Origin of the sequence: Mesorhizobium sp. M0016, from assembly GCF_040324035.1 — a bacterium.
GTDB lineage: Bacteria > Pseudomonadota > Alphaproteobacteria > Rhizobiales > Rhizobiaceae > Mesorhizobium.
On the sequence record NZ_JAMYVM010000010.1, the window covers coordinates 128,071 to 143,304 of the forward strand.

Here is a 15,234-nt window from a genome sequence, read left to right on the forward strand (position 1 = left end):
TAGCTAGTGCAAACGGCCGCTCGCATGGGCCAGCATGGTGTAGACCTTGCCGGTGTCCGACGTCAGGTAGGTCTGCGCCATGATGTTGTCGCGGTCGTTGCGCGAGACGTCCTTGAGCAGCTTCTCGAAATCGTCGCAGTAGCGGTCGACGGCGGCGCGGAACTCCGCCTCGGCCTGATATTTGCGGCGGATTTCGTCAAAGGTCTGCTGGCCCTTGAGTGTGTAGAGGCGGCGCGTGAACACGTCACGCTCGCCGCGCCGGTAGCGGTTCCACAGCTCGATCGAGGCGTCGTGGTCGATCGCCCGGGCAATATCGACCGAGAGCGAGTTGAGCGACTCCATGACATGCAGCGGCGAGCGCTGGGCGGGAGTTGCGCGCGGTGCTTCCGCGGGCGCTGCCGGCCTGGCGACTTCCTCCTCGCGCGATGCCCCGGTCAGGAGATCGCGCACCCAGCCGCCTTGCGGCGTGCGGGCGTTGGCGTCGCGCTGGCGCGGTGCTTCGGCAGGGCGTTCGATATCGAGCGTGCCACGCAGGCCGCCGACCGGCGCCTGCGGAGCAGGGCGCTCCGGCTGTGGCGCCGGCGGCGGGCGGCGTACCGGCTCGGCCGGGCGCTGCACTGGCGCCTGCGGCGCCGGGCGCAGGGCGCGCGGTTCGGCATTGTCGCCGCCGCGTCCCGATTTCGCAACGATATCCGAAAGTTCCTTGAGCGCGTTGATCTGCTCGGCAACGGCACGGCGGATCGCCGAGGTCGATTCCTTGGCCTCTTCCGGCATCTCGATGACGCCCTTCTTGAGCTCGGCGCGGGTGAGGTCGAGCTCGCTCTTGATCGAGCTTGCGGTGCGCCGCATCTCCTCGGTCGCATCGGCGAACCGGCTGGTTGCCGAATCGACCACTTCCGTTATGGCGATGCGGATCTTGTCGGCTGATGCCAGCGTCTTGCCTTCGGCATTCTGCATCGTCTGGCCGACAAGGTTTTCGAACGAACGCATCACCTTCTCGAGGTCTTCCGACTTCTTGACCAGGCCGACGGCGAGATCTTCGAGCGACGATTGCCGCTCAAGCGTGTGCTCCAGATTGCTCTGCGCCGAGCTCAACAGATCCGAAGCCGAGGACAGCAAGCGGCTGTGCTCGTCGAACTTGGTGGCGATCGAGGCCACTTCGCGCAGGGTCGACGACGACAGTTCGGTAAGCCGCGTCGTGTTCGAATCGACCAGGCGTGCCGAGCTGGCGAAGGTCTGCGCGGCCTTTTCGGTGGTTGCCGCGAAGCTTTGCGTGCTGCCGCTCAGACGTTCGTCAACCTGGCCGAGGTTGATCGCCGCCTGTTCGATCAGCTCACCAAGCTGCGAGCTGGAGACGCTCATGCGGCCGATGAGGTCGGCGACGCTATCGGCGAGCGACGAGCGCGCGCCTTCGACGGCCGACAGCGTTTCGGCGGTGCGGCTGGCGAGCGCGTTGACGAGGGCGGCATTTTCGCTGCGCAGCTTCTCGGTCGCGCGTTCGGTGACCTGTTCCATGCTCTTTTGCAGTTCCGAGCCGCCCTGGGCGAAGCGCTCGACCAGCGGCCGCGCGGTTTCGTCCAGGATCTTCGCCATCTCGGCCGAACGCGCCGCCAGCATCGTGTTGAGCTCGCGGGTATTGGTGCCGATTGTCTTGGCAGCGTCGTTGGTGCTTTGGCCGATGTGCTGGCCGACCGCGGTAAAAGTCTCCGCAATCGTGTTGGCGCGCGAGATCAGCTGAGCTTCTGCGCTGGAAACCTGCTCGTTGAGCTTCTGGCCCATCGTCTCCGTCGTATAAAGAAGGCGGTTCTCGACGTTGGCGACCTGTTCCTCGACGCGCGAAGCTGCGGACGCAACGCTCGCGGCCAGCCGCTCATCGGCGCCGGCAAGAGCCTGCTCCATCTCGCGGGCGTGGACGGCAAGTTCCTGGCCGGTCTGGCGTGCACGTTCGGCAACACGCTGCTCGGTGCTGGCGAAGGCGCCGACGATGTTGTCGGCATGCTCGCCGATCGTCGAAGTGGAGTCGGCGATGCGCGACACCAGGCGGTGATCGGCCTCGTCGAAGATGCGGCTGATCTCGGTGGCGCGGGCTGACAGCGCGTCCGAACCCTCGGCGATGCGCGAGATCAGCTGTTGGTCGGCGGCGTCGAAGATGCGGCCAAGGTCCGAGGCGCGGGCGGCCAGCGCTTCGGCGGATTCGCCGATGCGCATGCTCAGCCGCTGGTCGGCACCCTCGAAGTTACGCAGGATGTCGCCGGCGCGGTCGGCCAGCGACTGCGCCGTCTCGACCGCGCGGGCGACCAGCTTCTGGTCGGCGGCGTCGAACGTGCCGGCGATCTCGCCGGCGCGGGCAGCCAGCCGTCCGGCCGTTTCTTCGGCGCGGGCGAGCAGCGAGTTCGACGTCTCGTCATGCCGGGCAAGCAGCACGCTCGTCGTGTCTTCGGCGCGAGCAAGCAAGGCATTCGTCGTATCCTCGGCGCGAGCAAGCAGGGCGCTCGATGTGTCCTCGGCACGGGCGTGCAGACGGCGATCCGCGTCCTCGAAGGTCCGGGCGATGTCCTCGGCCCGGGCCAAAAGGGCGGCCGAGGTCTGCTCGGCACGCTCGGCGATCTTGCGGTCGGCATCACTGAAGGCAGCACCGGCCTGTTCGTGCAGCGCGCTGGTGACTTCCATCACCTTCTCACGGAGCGCGCCGGCAACGAAGACGGCGCTCTTTTCAAGCACGCTGCGGACATTGTCGACACCCACCGACAACGCGCGCTCCATGGTTCCGGCGCGCTCTTCGATGATGCCGGTCTGCTTGCTGAAGGCCTGCTCGATTTTCTCGACATCGGCAGCGATTGCCGCCGAGATATCGGTGCTTCTGCCGGCAATCTGGTCGATATGGCCCGACAGAGAGCGGTCGACGTCCTTGCGTATGTCGGCGAGCTTTGCCAGATCGTCTTCCAGCGCCTGGGTCAACATGTTGCGGCCTTCGGCCAGCTTGCCGACATGGCCGGCGATGATGTCGTCAACCTCACCGCGGCTTGCCGACAGCTTCTGCAGGTCGGCTTCCAGCGCACGTTTCAGGATGTCTCGGCCCTCGGCCAGCTTCTCGACCTGGCCTGCGACCAGTCCGTCGATGCTCGACCGGCTCTCGGCCAGCTTGGCGAGGTCGTCCTCGAGAGCCTTCGACAGCGTCGCGCGATCCCGGACGAGCTTGTCGCTGTGGCCCTCGATCAGGCTGTTGACATTTTCCAAATCCGCTTCCAGCACCCGTGCGAACTCGCCACGGTTTTCGCTCAGCTTCTGCGACTGGTCGGCAATGGCGCTCCTGATCGCATTGAGATCGGCTTCGAGCGCCCGTGTGAGGATGTCGCGGCCCTCGGCGAGCTTCTCGACCTGTCCGGCGACCAGCCCATCGATGCTGGAGCGGCTCTCCGCCAGTTTGGCGATGTCGTCTTCCAGTGCCTTTGAGAGCGCCGAACGGTCCTGGACGAGCCTGTTTTGATGATCGGCCATGATGCCGCTGACATTGTGCAGATCGTCCTGAAGCGCCTGGGATAGCGTCGAACGATCCTGGACAAGCCGGCTCGAGTGGTCGGTGATCAGGCTGTTAACATTCTGAAGGTCATCCTTAAGCGCCTGGGATAGCGTCGAACGATCCTGGACAAGCCGGTTCGAGTGGTCGGCGATCAGGCTGTTCACATTCTGCAGGTCGGCCTCCAGTGCCCTGGAAAGCTGACCGCGCTCTTCCGCCACCTTGTCGGAATGACCCGCGATGGCGCCCTTGATGGTGTTGAGGTCGGCTTCGAGCGCGCGCTTGAGGATATCGCGCCCCTCGGCCAGCTTCTCGACCTGGCCGGCGACCAGCCCGTCGATGCTCGACCGGCTCTCGGCGAGCTTGGCGAGGTCGGCCTCGAGCGTCTGTGACAACAGGCCACGATCGTCGGCAAGCCGGCTCGAATGGTCGGAGAGCAGGCCCCTGATGCCGGATAGGTCGTTCTCCAGCGCCTTGCTGAGTTCGGTGCGGTCCTCGGCCAGTTTCGCCGAGTGGTTCTCGATCACGCCCTTGATGCCGATAATGTCGTTTTCGAGCGCCTTGGTCAGGATGGCGCGGCCTTCGGCGATCTTTTCAACCTGGCCGGCGACCAGCCCGTCAATCGAGGCGCGGCTGTCGGCGAGCTTGCCGAGATCGGCTTCCAGGGCGCGCGACAGAATGTTGCGGCCTTCGGCCAGTTTACCGACATGTCCGGCGACCATTTCGTCAATGATCGTACGGGCTTGCACAAGTTTTCCGGAGTCTTCATGCAAAGCCTGGTTGAGCCGGTTGCGGCCTTCTTCAAGCCGCTCGAGATGGCTGCCCAGCGACGCGTCGATGGCGGCGCGCGACTCGTTGACCTTGCGCAGATCCTCTTCCAGGGCGCGCGAGATCAGGTTGCGGCCTTCGGCCAACTTCTGCACCTGGTTGGTTACGGCCGCATCGATGCCGGCACGGCCCTCGGCGAACTTCGCCAGGTCCGCCTGCATGGCAGCCGCCATGCGTTCGCGGCTTTCGGACAGCTTGCGGCTGTGGTTTTCGACGGCGTCCTCGATGCCGACGCGGGCATCGGCAAGACGCTGGATATCGGTGTCGAATGAGCGCGACACGACATGGCGGGCCGCTTCCATGCGGCCGGCGAAATCGCTGGCGCGGGCTTCGAGCATCGACGAGGTCGACGAGACGATGTCGGCCATGTCGGCGCCGATCTGGGTCTTGCCCTGATCGATCATGGCCGACAAATGATCCTTGCTCTCGGCAAAGGTGTGGGCGATCTCGCGGGCGCGCTCGACCAGCGTTTCGTTGATCTGGCGGGCGCGCGCCTCGAGCGCGGCGTTGAGCTTCTGCGTGCCGGTATCGAGTGCTTCGGCGCGGGTCTGAAATTCGCTGATCAGCGCCTGGCCGCGCTCGGCCAGCGTCCGCTCGATGCCGTTCAGGCTGGACTCGAATTCCGAGCTCAGGGTGCGGGCGGCGCCGCCGAGCAGCGACACCATGCCGGTGGTGCGGTCGTCGAGCAGGTCGGTCAGCGACCGGGTCAGGCCGTCTGTGGTGTCCGTCAGCTTGGCGATGCGGGTGTCGAGCAGCGAAGCAAAGGCTTCGCCCGATGTCGACAGCCTGTCGGTGATTGAATCCAGCCGGGTTTCGACGGAATCGAAGATCGACATCGAGCTTTCATTGATGCGGTCGATCAGCGTGTCGCCGGAATTCGTGATCGTCATCGACAGCTTGGTCGACGCGTTGAGGATAGAGTCGCGAATAATGTCGGAGGCGGCGCCGATCTCGTCCTTCAGCGTTTCATGCGCGCCGGTGATCGAGGCGCGCACGCGCTCGGCATGAGTGACGACGGCTTCGCGCTCGCTGCCCAGCCCGTCGACCAGCGACCGGATGCGCGATTCATTCTCCGAATAGGAGCGTTCGATCTGGTTGACCTCGCTGTGGACCAGAGTTTCGAGCTCGACGGCGCGCGCCAGCGTGCGCTCGATGCCTTCGCCCATCGCCGCCACTTCACGGCGAACGGCCTGGCCGATCATCATCACGCGGTCTTGGGCGAGGTTTTCCGGCTCCGCCAAGCGGAAAGCCACCTCCGTCATCGATTGCGCGGCAATGCGCATTTCCTGCGCGCGGCGGATCATCGCCGCGAAGGCCCAAAACAGGACGACCGGTATGATTGCCGCGATCGCCAGGCCGATCAGTTCAGGGCGGGCCAGGATTTGATCGAACGTACGAATTTTCCAGATGCTGGGGCCAAACAGCAGATTGGCGAGGCCGCCGGCGCCGGCGATCCAGGCCAGCGACACGAACGCCACGACCCAATAGATCGTGCTAGACGCGCGCCGGTTGAGGCTGTGCAGCAGCGTCTTGTAATCTTTCTGGCGGTCATCGTTTGCCGGCTTGAAGCCGGCTGGCTGCGCGCTGTTGCGCGATTCGACCGGGCGCAGCTCGGCGGGCTTGGCTGCCGGCTTCGCACTCTGGTTTTGTTGGACGGGCGCGTTTTGAGCGGGGGCGGGCTTCTGGGGGCGGCCTTCGCGCGCCAGTTCGTCCGCGGCCTGCGATATCTGCGCTTCCAGATCTTCCATCGACGCCGCGATATCGAGATCGCCGCTGCCGTCTCCGCTGAGATCGAGGTCTAGTGCCTTTTCGAGTTCCCTGGCTACGTCGCTGTCGAGAGTTCTGGTCGTCGTTGGTTTCTTCGCCATGCCTTCGCTACCCTGTACTAGCTGCCGAGGGACTTCTTATTTTTGCCTGATTCTGGCTCGTCTTATCCCACGCAGGAGGCTGAAAATGGACCTTCGTATCGTAATGACACACAGGGGTAAAGAAAACATGCATTCCGCGAGATACGTAAAACTTTAAATATAAGGTTAACGACAACGTGATCTAACCGCCTCAACGGCAACAATTTTCCAGCCCATTCATTAACGCGTTGGCGACGGAAATCGCCTAGTTTTTTCGGCGATCAGCACAAGGAGTTTCAAATTGGTACGCGGTGAAAGCGGCATTGCCTTCTCAATGCCGGGCGGCGATGCGTCGGGACCGGCCCGTTCGCGCCCAGTGGATCTGGCCCATCTGGCCCGTCAGACTATGGGCGATCGCGCCCTCGAACAGGAGGTATTGGCGCTGTTCGTACAGCAGGCGCTTTCCGTCCGCGACAGAATAGTCGATGCCGATGTCAGGGAGCGACTGCTACTGGCGCATGGGCTGAAAGGTTCGGCGCGCGGGGTCGGCGCCTTTGCCATCGCCGACTGCGCCACCTCGATCGAACAGCAGCCGGAAGATGCGCGCATCCTCAAGCGCCTCGGCACCCTGATCGAGGAAGTGCGCGATTTCATCGCCGCCATCAGCCGGTAATGGCTGCCGCTCGGCAGCGGCCACCGGGATGAATCGACGGGGCCAGGGCGTGCTTTGGCCAGCTTTCCGAAAAAACGTCACAAAGCGGCGCTTTCGCGCCGCAGTTGACTTGTCCGGTGGAGTGATTATCTCGGCTGGGACTCCCTTCAGGTGATAAATGACCAAGCTGACCTTCATTGCCCATGACGGCACTCCTTTCGATGTCGAGGCCGAAAACGGCTCGACCGTCATGGAGAATGCGATCCGTAGCGCGGTGCCGGGCATCGAGGCAGAATGCGGCGGCGCCTGCGCCTGCGCGACCTGCCATGTCTATGTCGACGAAGCCTGGACGGCCGAGGTCGGCGAGCCGGAGGCGATGGAAGAGGACATGCTGGACTTTGCCTATGACGTCCAGCCGAACTCGCGCCTGTCCTGCCAGATCAAGGTGCGCGACGCGCTTGACGGCCTCGTCGTGCGCGTGCCGGCTCGCCAGGGTTGATCTCCCGTACCATGTGATTTTTCCCGCCGCCGCTTGGCAGCGGGCCAATGCTCATGCAGTCTCGCGCCAGTTTCGCCCCAGCTTGACAATGAGGCTCGCCTGGCATGACCGATGTAATCAAGACGGACGCACTCATTGTCGGGGCGGGGCCGGTCGGCCTGTTCGCCGTGTTCGAACTCGGCCTCTTCGACATGAAGTGCCATCTGATCGATATCCTCGACCGGCCGGGCGGCCAATGCGCCGAACTCTATCCGGAAAAGCCGATCTACGACATTCCAGGCTGGCCCTCGATCTCGGCGCAAGGGCTGGTCGACAAACTGCTCGAGCAAATTCACCCGTTCAAGCCGGTTTTTACCTTCAACCGCATGGTCTCCAGCCTGGAAAAGCTGGACGACGGCTCATTTCGGGTCACCACCGACGAGAACGAGGTGTTCGAAGCCAAGGTGGTGGTGATCGCCGCCGGTGGCGGCTCGTTCCAGCCCAAACGGCCGCCCATTCCCGGCATCGAGGCCTATGAGGGCAGGAGCGTCTTCTATTCGGTGCGCCGTATGGAGGAATTCCGCGGCCACGACCTCGTCATCGTCGGCGGCGGCGATTCCGCACTCGACTGGACGCTGAACCTGCAGCCGGTGGCAAAAAGCGTGACACTGGTCCACCGGCGCGCGGAATTCAGGGCGGCGCCCGACAGCGTCAACAAGATGTATGCCATGCAGGAGATGAAGCAGCTGGAGTTCCGGGTCGGCCAGGTGAGCGGCCTGACCGGCGCCGACGGCGAGCTGGCCTCTGCTACCATCAAGGGCGGGCCTGACGGCGACATCGAGGTGCCGTGCACGCGCATGCTGCCGTTCTTCGGCCTGACCATGAAGCTCGGCCCGATCGCCGAATGGGGGCTCAACCTTCATGAGAACCTCATTCCGGTCGATACCGAGAAATTCCAGACTTCGGTGCCAGGCATCTTTGCCGTCGGCGACATCAACTGGTACCCAGGCAAGCTGAAGCTGATCCTGTCGGGTTTTCACGAGGTGGCGCTGATGGCGCAGGCCGCCAAGCGCATCATCAGCCCCGGTGAGCGCATCGTCTTCCAGTACACGACTTCGTCGACCAGCCTGCAGAAGAAGCTCGGCGTCGTGGAGTAGGTCCTACAGGGCTTTCCGGATCACTCCACCAGAACGACTGGCGCCTCGGCGTCGTCGCGGCCGCGCAGTGACTTCTCCGGCATCAGCGCCAGCGTCATCAGCGCCAGCACGAGCGTGACGGCCGCGGCAAGGAAGATCATCATGAAGGGCGTCGCCGAGACGATCTGTCCGGCAGCCGGCGCGCCTTCGCCGGCAAGCGGCAGGCCATAGCCGAGCGCGACGGCGCCGAGCATGGCGACGCCGAGCGCGCTGCCCAGCGAACGCAGGAAGGTCAGCACGCCGGTGGCAACGCCGAGATGCGCGCGGTCGACGGCGTTCTGCACCGATACGGTGGCGACCGGGAAAGTGGTGCCGCTTCCAAGGCCGATGCAGATGGTCAAGAGCTCGACCACCAGCAGCGAGGCGCGGCCGGCGACCAGGCTGAGCACGCCAAGGCAGATAATGGCGAAGAGAACGCCGACCATGGCTATACGCTTGTAGTGGAAGAAGCGCGGTATCGTGCGGCCGCTGAAGGTCGCGCCGGCGACCGTTCCGAGCAGCAGGCCGAGCATGGCAAGGCCCGACTGGCTGACCGACAGGCCGATGATCGACTGCAGATAGACCGGCAGGTACACCGACAGGCCGATATTGGCGGCCTGCAGCAGGAACATCGACGCCGTGCCGGCAAGCACGATCGGATTGCTCAGCACTTCAAGCGAAATCAGCGGCTCGGCCGCACGCATCAGCCTGAGGGCGAACGCACCCCAGAAGACCGCCGAACAGGCGAGCAGGCCGACGATCTCGCGCGAGGCCCATGGATAGGCGCTGCCGCCCCAGTTGAGGGCCAAAAGCAGCAATGCCGTCGCCACCACCAGAAGCAGCGCGCCCGGCGCGTCGATGCGATGCCGCTTTGCGGCGACCGGCAGTTTGCGCAGCGGCTTGTTGATGATGGCCATGGCCAAGATGCCGAGCGGGATATTGATCCAGAAGATCAGCGACCAATGCAGATGTTCGGCAAATCCGCCGCCGAGCAAAGGCCCGGCGATGCTGGCGACCGCCCAGGTGCCCGAAATCCAGGCGGCATAACGCGCGCGTTCGCGCGGCGGCACCAGGTCGCCGATGACGATCTGCGCCAGGGCGAACAGGCCGCCGCCGCCCGCACCCTGGATCGCCCGGCCGACAACCAACACGAACATGTTGGGGGCCATGGCGCTGACCAGCGATCCCAGAAGGAAGATCAGGATCGCCGCATAGACGGTCGGCCGGCGGCCATAGACGTCGGAAATCTTGCCGTAGAGCGGCGCCATGGCCGTCGCCGTCAGGAGATAGCCGGTCACGATCCACGGCAGGTAGTCGGCATGGCCGAGCGAACGGCCGATGGTCGGCATGGCCGGCGCGACGATTGTCTGGTCAAGCGCTGCCAGCAGCATTGACAGTAGGATGCCGGCGATGATGACGTTCTTCTCGCTTTCCGTCAGCGGTGCGGCGGGAGGCAGCCTAGCCGGCTTGTCGACAGCTTGGTCCATATCAGTTCATCCATAAAGTTTGAGAGCGATTGCGCGGCGCCAAATGGCCGCTCCGCTACGCGCCGCCTCAATTGGTCTTGATCTGGTGTTTCGAAGCTCGCGCCTTGCCAGCCTGACATATCTTGCGAGCCTGACATATGTCGTCCCGTATAGGCCGATTTCGACCTATGCCCGAAAATTTTCTGGGGCTGGCCTCATGTTTCGGCAGAATTGGCTTGGTATCGCCGTGTTTCAGCCGGGCGGAAGCTGGCCGTTCTCGACGCGCTGCATGCGGTAGCGCAGCAGCCGCAGGATGCGGCTTTCGAAATTCACGCCTTCCACGCGGTCGAAGCGCAATTGGTCCTGGTCATGCCTGGCGAGTTCGGCCGCGGTGATCTGCGCCGCCTTCGCCTTTGCCCCGGCGCAGGTCTTTTGCGCAAAGCTCGCGTTCAGCGCGTCTTCGAGCAGACGGCCGTGGTTCTTGGCGATCTCGACATGACGCTCCTCATGGCGCTTGATGTCGGCCGACAGGGTGTCCCAGAACAGCCTGACATCGGGATCGGCCTTGCGCGGCCTGCGCCACTCCGGAAGGATGACCTTGACCTTGACGGTAACGGCGGCCTTGGCGATGCGGCAGGTGTCTGCGGTTTGCGCGTAGCTGATGCGGGTGGTGAACGCCATCTGGGTGGCGCCTGGATGCCGCATCCCGGTGCTTTTCACCTCGGGTCCATGCTTCGACAATTGCGTCTCGATGTCATCGAGCGTGCTGCCGCCGATGGCAAAATAGCTGTAGGTCTTCACCAGATTGGCAGCATTCGCCGGCAGGACGGTCAAAGCCAGCATCAGGGCGCAGAGCAGGGGTCGTTTCATCATGTTGCCTCTTCACTCACCTTGCTTTACGGCCGTTGCCGGCGCAACGGAATTGATCTTCCACCGATCACGCATCGTTGATGGATTGCAAGCGCTCGATGAGCCACATGCCAATGAGCCACATGCCAATGAGACACATGGTTGAAGGACAATGACGACAAGGCGATGGCAACTGGCGCATAAGTGCCATCTCGACCTTGGCGAGAAAGCCATTGTGGTCGGCATTCTCAACGTCACGCCCGACAGTTTTTCGGATGGCGGACTGTTCATCACGCCTGACCAGGCGGTGGCGCAGGCGCACCGCATGGTGGAAGAAGGCGCCGCCGTCGTCGATATCGGCGGGGAATCGACGCGCCCCGGCGCCTCGCCCGTGACGCCTGAAGAAGAGCAGGCCCGCATCCTGCCGGTCATCGCCGCGCTCGCCAGTTCAGGCGAAGCCCTGATTTCGGTCGACACCTATCGCGAGGAAACCGCGCGCCTCGCCGTCGCCGCCGGCGCGCATATCGTCAACGATGTCTGGGGCTTGCAGCGTGAACCCGGCATCGCCCGCGTCGCCGCCGAGACCGGCGCCGGACTGGTCATCATGCATACCGGGCGCGGGCGGCAAAAACTGCCCGACGTCATCGCCGACCAGTTTTTGTTCCTCAAGGCTTCGCTGGAAGTCGCCAGGCGCAGCGGCGTTGCGGACGATCATATCGTACTCGATGCCGGGTTCGGCTTCGCCAAGGAGACGGCTGAGGAAAACCTCGACCTGATGGCGCGGTTTTCCGAGCTTAAGGAGCTCGGTTTTCCCTTGATGGCCGGCACCTCCAGAAAACGCTTCATCGGCACCGTCACCGGCCGCGAAGCCGGCGCGCGCGCCGCCGGGACGGCAGCCACCAGTGTCATTCTGAGGCTGAAGGGCGCCGATCTGTTTCGCGTCCACGATGTCGCAATCAACGTGGACGCACTGGCGGTCGCCGATGCTATGCTGGCGCGCGAAAAGCCAGGACGCTGAGCCCAGGACAGTAAGAAATGTACGTCATCCGCATGAAGAACTGCGCCTTCTTTGCCCGGCACGGCGTGCTGGATGAGGAAGAGGCGCTTGGCCAGCGTTTTTATGTCGATGCCGAGTTGACGGTCGAGCCCAGCCGCCCGCTGGAGGATGATTCCATCGAGGACACCGTCAATTACGGCATCGCCTTCACGGTGATTGAAAAGATCGTCACTGGACATCGCCGCTTCCTGATCGAGGCGCTGGCGCTCGAAGTGGCGAAGGCGCTGACTTCACGGTTCCCGCAGATCAGGAAGGCCGAGATCACCGTGCGCAAGCCCAACGCACCGGTGCCCGGCGTGCTCGATTATGTCGAGGTGACCGTTGTCTGGCCAGAGTAACAATAACACGGTCTATCTCAGCCTTGGCGGCAATCTCGGCGATCCCTCGGCCTCGATGGCGGCGGCGCTGCGCCTGCTCGACGCCGACGAGAGCACGCGCGTCGTCGCCGTCTCCTCACTTTACCGCACGCCGCCCTGGGGCAAGCTCGACCAGCCGGATTTCCTCAACGCCGCTGCCGAAATCTCGACCTCGCTGGCGCCAAGGGCGCTGCTCGACCTCTGCCTCGAGGCCGAGCGCAAGCTGAAGCGGGTGCGCGAGGAGCGCTGGGGTCCGCGCCTGATCGACATCGACATATTGGTGTTCGGCGACCGCACAATCCACGAAACCGGGCTGGAGGTGCCGCATCCCCGAATGGTGGAGCGCGCCTTCGTGCTGGCGCCCTTGGCAGAGATCGCGCCGGATCTGGCGGTGGGCGGCAGGAGCGTGACCGAGCGGCTCAGCGCCGTCGATACGTCAGGCATAGAGCGGCTGGCTTCCGGCCGCGATTGGTGGCTGGGTTAACCGGAGAAGCCGCCGCCATCGAGAAATGCCTGTTCGTCCGCCGTCGTCTCGCGGCCAAGCATCTTGTTCCTGTGCGGAAAGCGGCCGAAGCGCTGGATGATGTCGCGGTGCTCGATGGCGTATTTCACATACTCCGGCGCCCTGGCGGTGGTGAGCTCGACCGATCTGTCCTGGTCGGCGGGCAGTTCCGAATGTTCGTAGGGCAGGTACAGGAAGACGCGCAGGTTTTCTTCCAGCGAAAGGTCATGGCCGGCCGCAATCGCCTTGGCGGCAAAGTGCCGTGCCAGCGGATCGGTGGCGTACATATGGCCTGAGCCGCGAAAGCAGTTGCGCGGAAACTGGTCGAGCAGGATCATCAGCGCCAGCGAACCCTCGGCATGCTCCGACCATGCGTCGCACTCGCGCCGCGCGGCGGCAAAGTGCAGGTCGAGAAACCTGCTGCGGAAATCCGCGTCGAAGACGTCGTTCTTCTCGAACCACGCGTCTTCGCCGGCCTCGCGCCAGAATTTGGTGACGGCGAGCGCGCGCTCATCCGATGCGGTCATCAGCTTTCCCCCTGATCGGCGGGCTCGGGCTTGTGCAGCACGCCGGCCGTCTCTTCGTTCAGCGCCTGGCCGGGCCGGCGCGGTTGCGTCAGCGGCGTCGGGATCGGCGTGCCGGTATTGCCCCTGAGGAAACGTTGCCCGGCGCGGACGCCTTCGGCCAGCTGCGTCTCCAGTCGGGCATTGTCGCGCCGTCGCACATCCTCGATGACATCGGCGACATCTTCCGGCTCGACGCCCAAAACCTCGAGCGCGGAACCGCCGAAGACGAGGGCCGATTCGAAGGTCTCGCGCAGTTGGAAGTCGACGCCGGCGCGGATGAGCGAGAGCGCGGTGCCGCGATCGTACGCGCGTGCCAGGACGGTCAGCAGCGGGAACTCCGCCTTGATCAGTTCCGCCATGCGCACCGCGGCGTCCGGCTTGTCGACGCAGATCAGCACGGCGCGCGCGCGGCCTGCACCTGCGGCGCGCAGAATGTCGAGCCGCGTGCCGTCGCCATAATAGACCTTGAAGCCGAAATCGGCGGCCGCCTGGATCATTTCGACATCATTGTCGATGATCGACACATCGATGCCGCGCAACAAAAGCGGCTGGCTCGCGATCTGGCCGAAACGGCCGAAGCCGATGACCAGCACGCTGCCGGTAAGGCCGTCCGCGATGTCGACGCCTTCAAGCGACTGCTCGTCGCGCGGCGTCAAATATTTGAGCGCAATGATGGCCAGCGGCGTCAGCACCATGGAGATGATGATGATAGCGGTCAGCGTTGCGTTGGCCCGGCTGTCGATGATGCCAACCGCCGCCGCGGCCGAATAGAGGACGAAGGCGAATTCGCCGCCTTGCGCCATGATCACGGCGCGTTCCAGCGCTTCACGATGACCGCTCTTCAGCATGCGGGCGACGAGGTAGATGCCGAGCGCATTCATCGCCATGTAGGCGACGACATAGACGGCGATCAGCCGCCAGTTGTCGGCCACCACATGCAGGTCGAGCGACATGCCGACGGCGAGGAAGAACAGGCCAAGCAGGATGCCGCGGAATGGCTCGACGTCGGCCTCCAGCTGGTGGCGGAAGGTCGATTCCGACAACAGCACGCCGGCCAGGAACGCGCCCATCGCCATCGACAGGCCGGAAAGCTGCATGACCAGCGCCGACCCCAGCACGACCAGAAGTGCTGCCGCCGTCATCACCTCGCGCGCCTTGGCGTCGGCCAGGATGCGGAAGAACGGATTGAGCAGATAGCGGCCGGCCACCACCAGCCCGACGATGGCGCCAAGACCGATGCCGACCTCCGCCAGCCTCTGCTGCAGGGTCATCTCGGCGCCGCCCGGCGCCAGGAAGGCGACCAGCGCCAGAAGCGGCACGATTGCCAGATCCTCGAGCAGCAGGATGGATACGATGCGCTGGCCCTTGGGGCTGGCCATCTCGCCACGCTCTTCCAGAAGCTGCATGACGATCGCCGTCGAGGTCAGCACGAAGCCGGCGCCGGCAACGAAGGATTGCGCGATCGGAAAGCCGCCGGCGAGACCAACACCGGTAAGCAGCAATGCGCAGACGCCGACCTGCAGCGCGCCGAGGCCGAAAATCTCGCGGCGCAGGCCCCATAGCCGCGACGGCTGCATCTCCAGCCCGATGATGAACAGGAACATGACCACGCCGAGTTCGGCGACATGCAGGATGGCTTCCGATTCGGAAAAAATGCCAATACCGAACGGGCCGATGACCACGCCTGCAGCGAGATAGCCGAGGATCGAGCCCAGCCCCATGCGTTTGAAGATCGGAACGGCGACGACGCCTGCGGCAAGCAGCGCCACCACCTGAATGAGATCGCTGCCCGATGCTTCCGCTGCCATGCCTCTGGTCCCTGTGTCTGACAGCACTCCTTGCATGCACCGGGAGCGGGAGGCAAGGGCGGGAAGCCTGCCAGAATGGGTAGGGTGCCGTGGCAGCGATTCCCCCGTGGAACAACAGTCTGCGCTTGCCTGT

Annotated in this window: 11 protein-coding genes; 6 read left to right on the forward strand and 5 right to left on the reverse strand. The window is 64.2% G+C overall.

Annotated elements, in window-relative coordinates:
- Positions 1-3: 3 nt before the first annotated feature.
- The gene (locus NKJ88_RS16670) at positions 4-6,213 is read right to left on the reverse strand and encodes an apolipoprotein A-IV repeat region-like domain-containing protein (RefSeq protein WP_352444742.1); all 6,210 of its coding nucleotides are present in this window, start codon (positions 6,211-6,213) and stop codon (positions 4-6) included.
- Positions 6,214-6,526: 313 nt separating this feature from the next.
- Between NKJ88_RS16670 and NKJ88_RS16675 the strand changes: the two genes are divergently transcribed.
- From NKJ88_RS16675 to NKJ88_RS16685, 3 genes are all read left to right on the forward strand, one after another.
- On the forward strand, positions 6,527-6,865 hold the full coding sequence (locus NKJ88_RS16675) for an Hpt domain-containing protein (protein WP_023688665.1): 339 nt from the start codon (positions 6,527-6,529) through the stop codon (positions 6,863-6,865).
- A 157-nt stretch (positions 6,866-7,022) separates the two neighbouring features.
- On the forward strand, positions 7,023-7,343 hold the full coding sequence (locus tag NKJ88_RS16680) for a 2Fe-2S iron-sulfur cluster-binding protein (RefSeq protein ID WP_023673507.1): 321 nt from the start codon (positions 7,023-7,025) through the stop codon (positions 7,341-7,343).
- Between the two features lie 104 nt (positions 7,344-7,447).
- On the forward strand, positions 7,448-8,479 hold the full coding sequence (locus NKJ88_RS16685) for an NAD(P)/FAD-dependent oxidoreductase (protein ID WP_352444744.1): 1,032 nt from the start codon (positions 7,448-7,450) through the stop codon (positions 8,477-8,479).
- A 20-nt stretch (positions 8,480-8,499) separates the two neighbouring features.
- Here NKJ88_RS16685 and NKJ88_RS16690 read toward each other — a convergent pair whose 3' ends face one another.
- Complete coding sequence (locus NKJ88_RS16690) at positions 8,500-9,984, reverse strand: MDR family MFS transporter (protein ID WP_023673505.1); 1,485 nt, start codon at positions 9,982-9,984, stop codon at positions 8,500-8,502.
- Positions 9,985-10,215: 231 nt separating this feature from the next.
- Complete coding sequence (locus NKJ88_RS16695; RefSeq protein WP_023728091.1) at positions 10,216-10,836, reverse strand: DUF922 domain-containing Zn-dependent protease; 621 nt, start codon at positions 10,834-10,836, stop codon at positions 10,216-10,218.
- A gap of 148 nt (positions 10,837-10,984) precedes the next feature.
- Between NKJ88_RS16695 and folP the strand changes: the two genes are divergently transcribed.
- The 3 genes from folP to folK are packed head-to-tail and all read left to right on the forward strand — an operon-like array spanning position 10,985 to position 12,709.
- The gene (gene folP, locus NKJ88_RS16700) at positions 10,985-11,830 is read left to right on the forward strand and encodes a dihydropteroate synthase (protein WP_023742509.1); all 846 of its coding nucleotides are present in this window, start codon (positions 10,985-10,987) and stop codon (positions 11,828-11,830) included.
- A gap of 17 nt (positions 11,831-11,847) precedes the next feature.
- The gene (folB, locus tag NKJ88_RS16705) at positions 11,848-12,207 is read left to right on the forward strand and encodes a dihydroneopterin aldolase (protein ID WP_023673502.1); all 360 of its coding nucleotides are present in this window, start codon (positions 11,848-11,850) and stop codon (positions 12,205-12,207) included.
- A complete protein-coding gene (gene folK / locus NKJ88_RS16710; protein ID WP_023685987.1) occupies positions 12,191-12,709 on the forward strand; it encodes a 2-amino-4-hydroxy-6-hydroxymethyldihydropteridine diphosphokinase in 519 nt (172 codons plus the stop codon). The genes folB and folK overlap by 17 nt, the downstream gene beginning before the upstream one ends.
- On the opposite strand, the gene NKJ88_RS16715 is transcribed toward folK, so the two are convergent.
- Both NKJ88_RS16715 and NKJ88_RS16720 read right to left on the reverse strand, forming a co-directional pair.
- On the reverse strand, positions 12,706-13,254 hold the full coding sequence (locus tag NKJ88_RS16715) for a DUF924 family protein (RefSeq protein WP_023673500.1): 549 nt from the start codon (positions 13,252-13,254) through the stop codon (positions 12,706-12,708). The two genes, folK and NKJ88_RS16715, sit on opposite strands and share 4 nt — an antisense overlap.
- Positions 13,254-15,101, reverse strand: a complete 1,848-nt coding sequence (locus tag NKJ88_RS16720; RefSeq protein ID WP_352444747.1) for a monovalent cation:proton antiporter-2 (CPA2) family protein — start codon at positions 15,099-15,101, stop codon at positions 13,254-13,256. Before NKJ88_RS16720 ends, NKJ88_RS16715 begins: the two co-directional genes overlap by 1 nt.
- Positions 15,102-15,234: the final 133 nt, after the last annotated feature.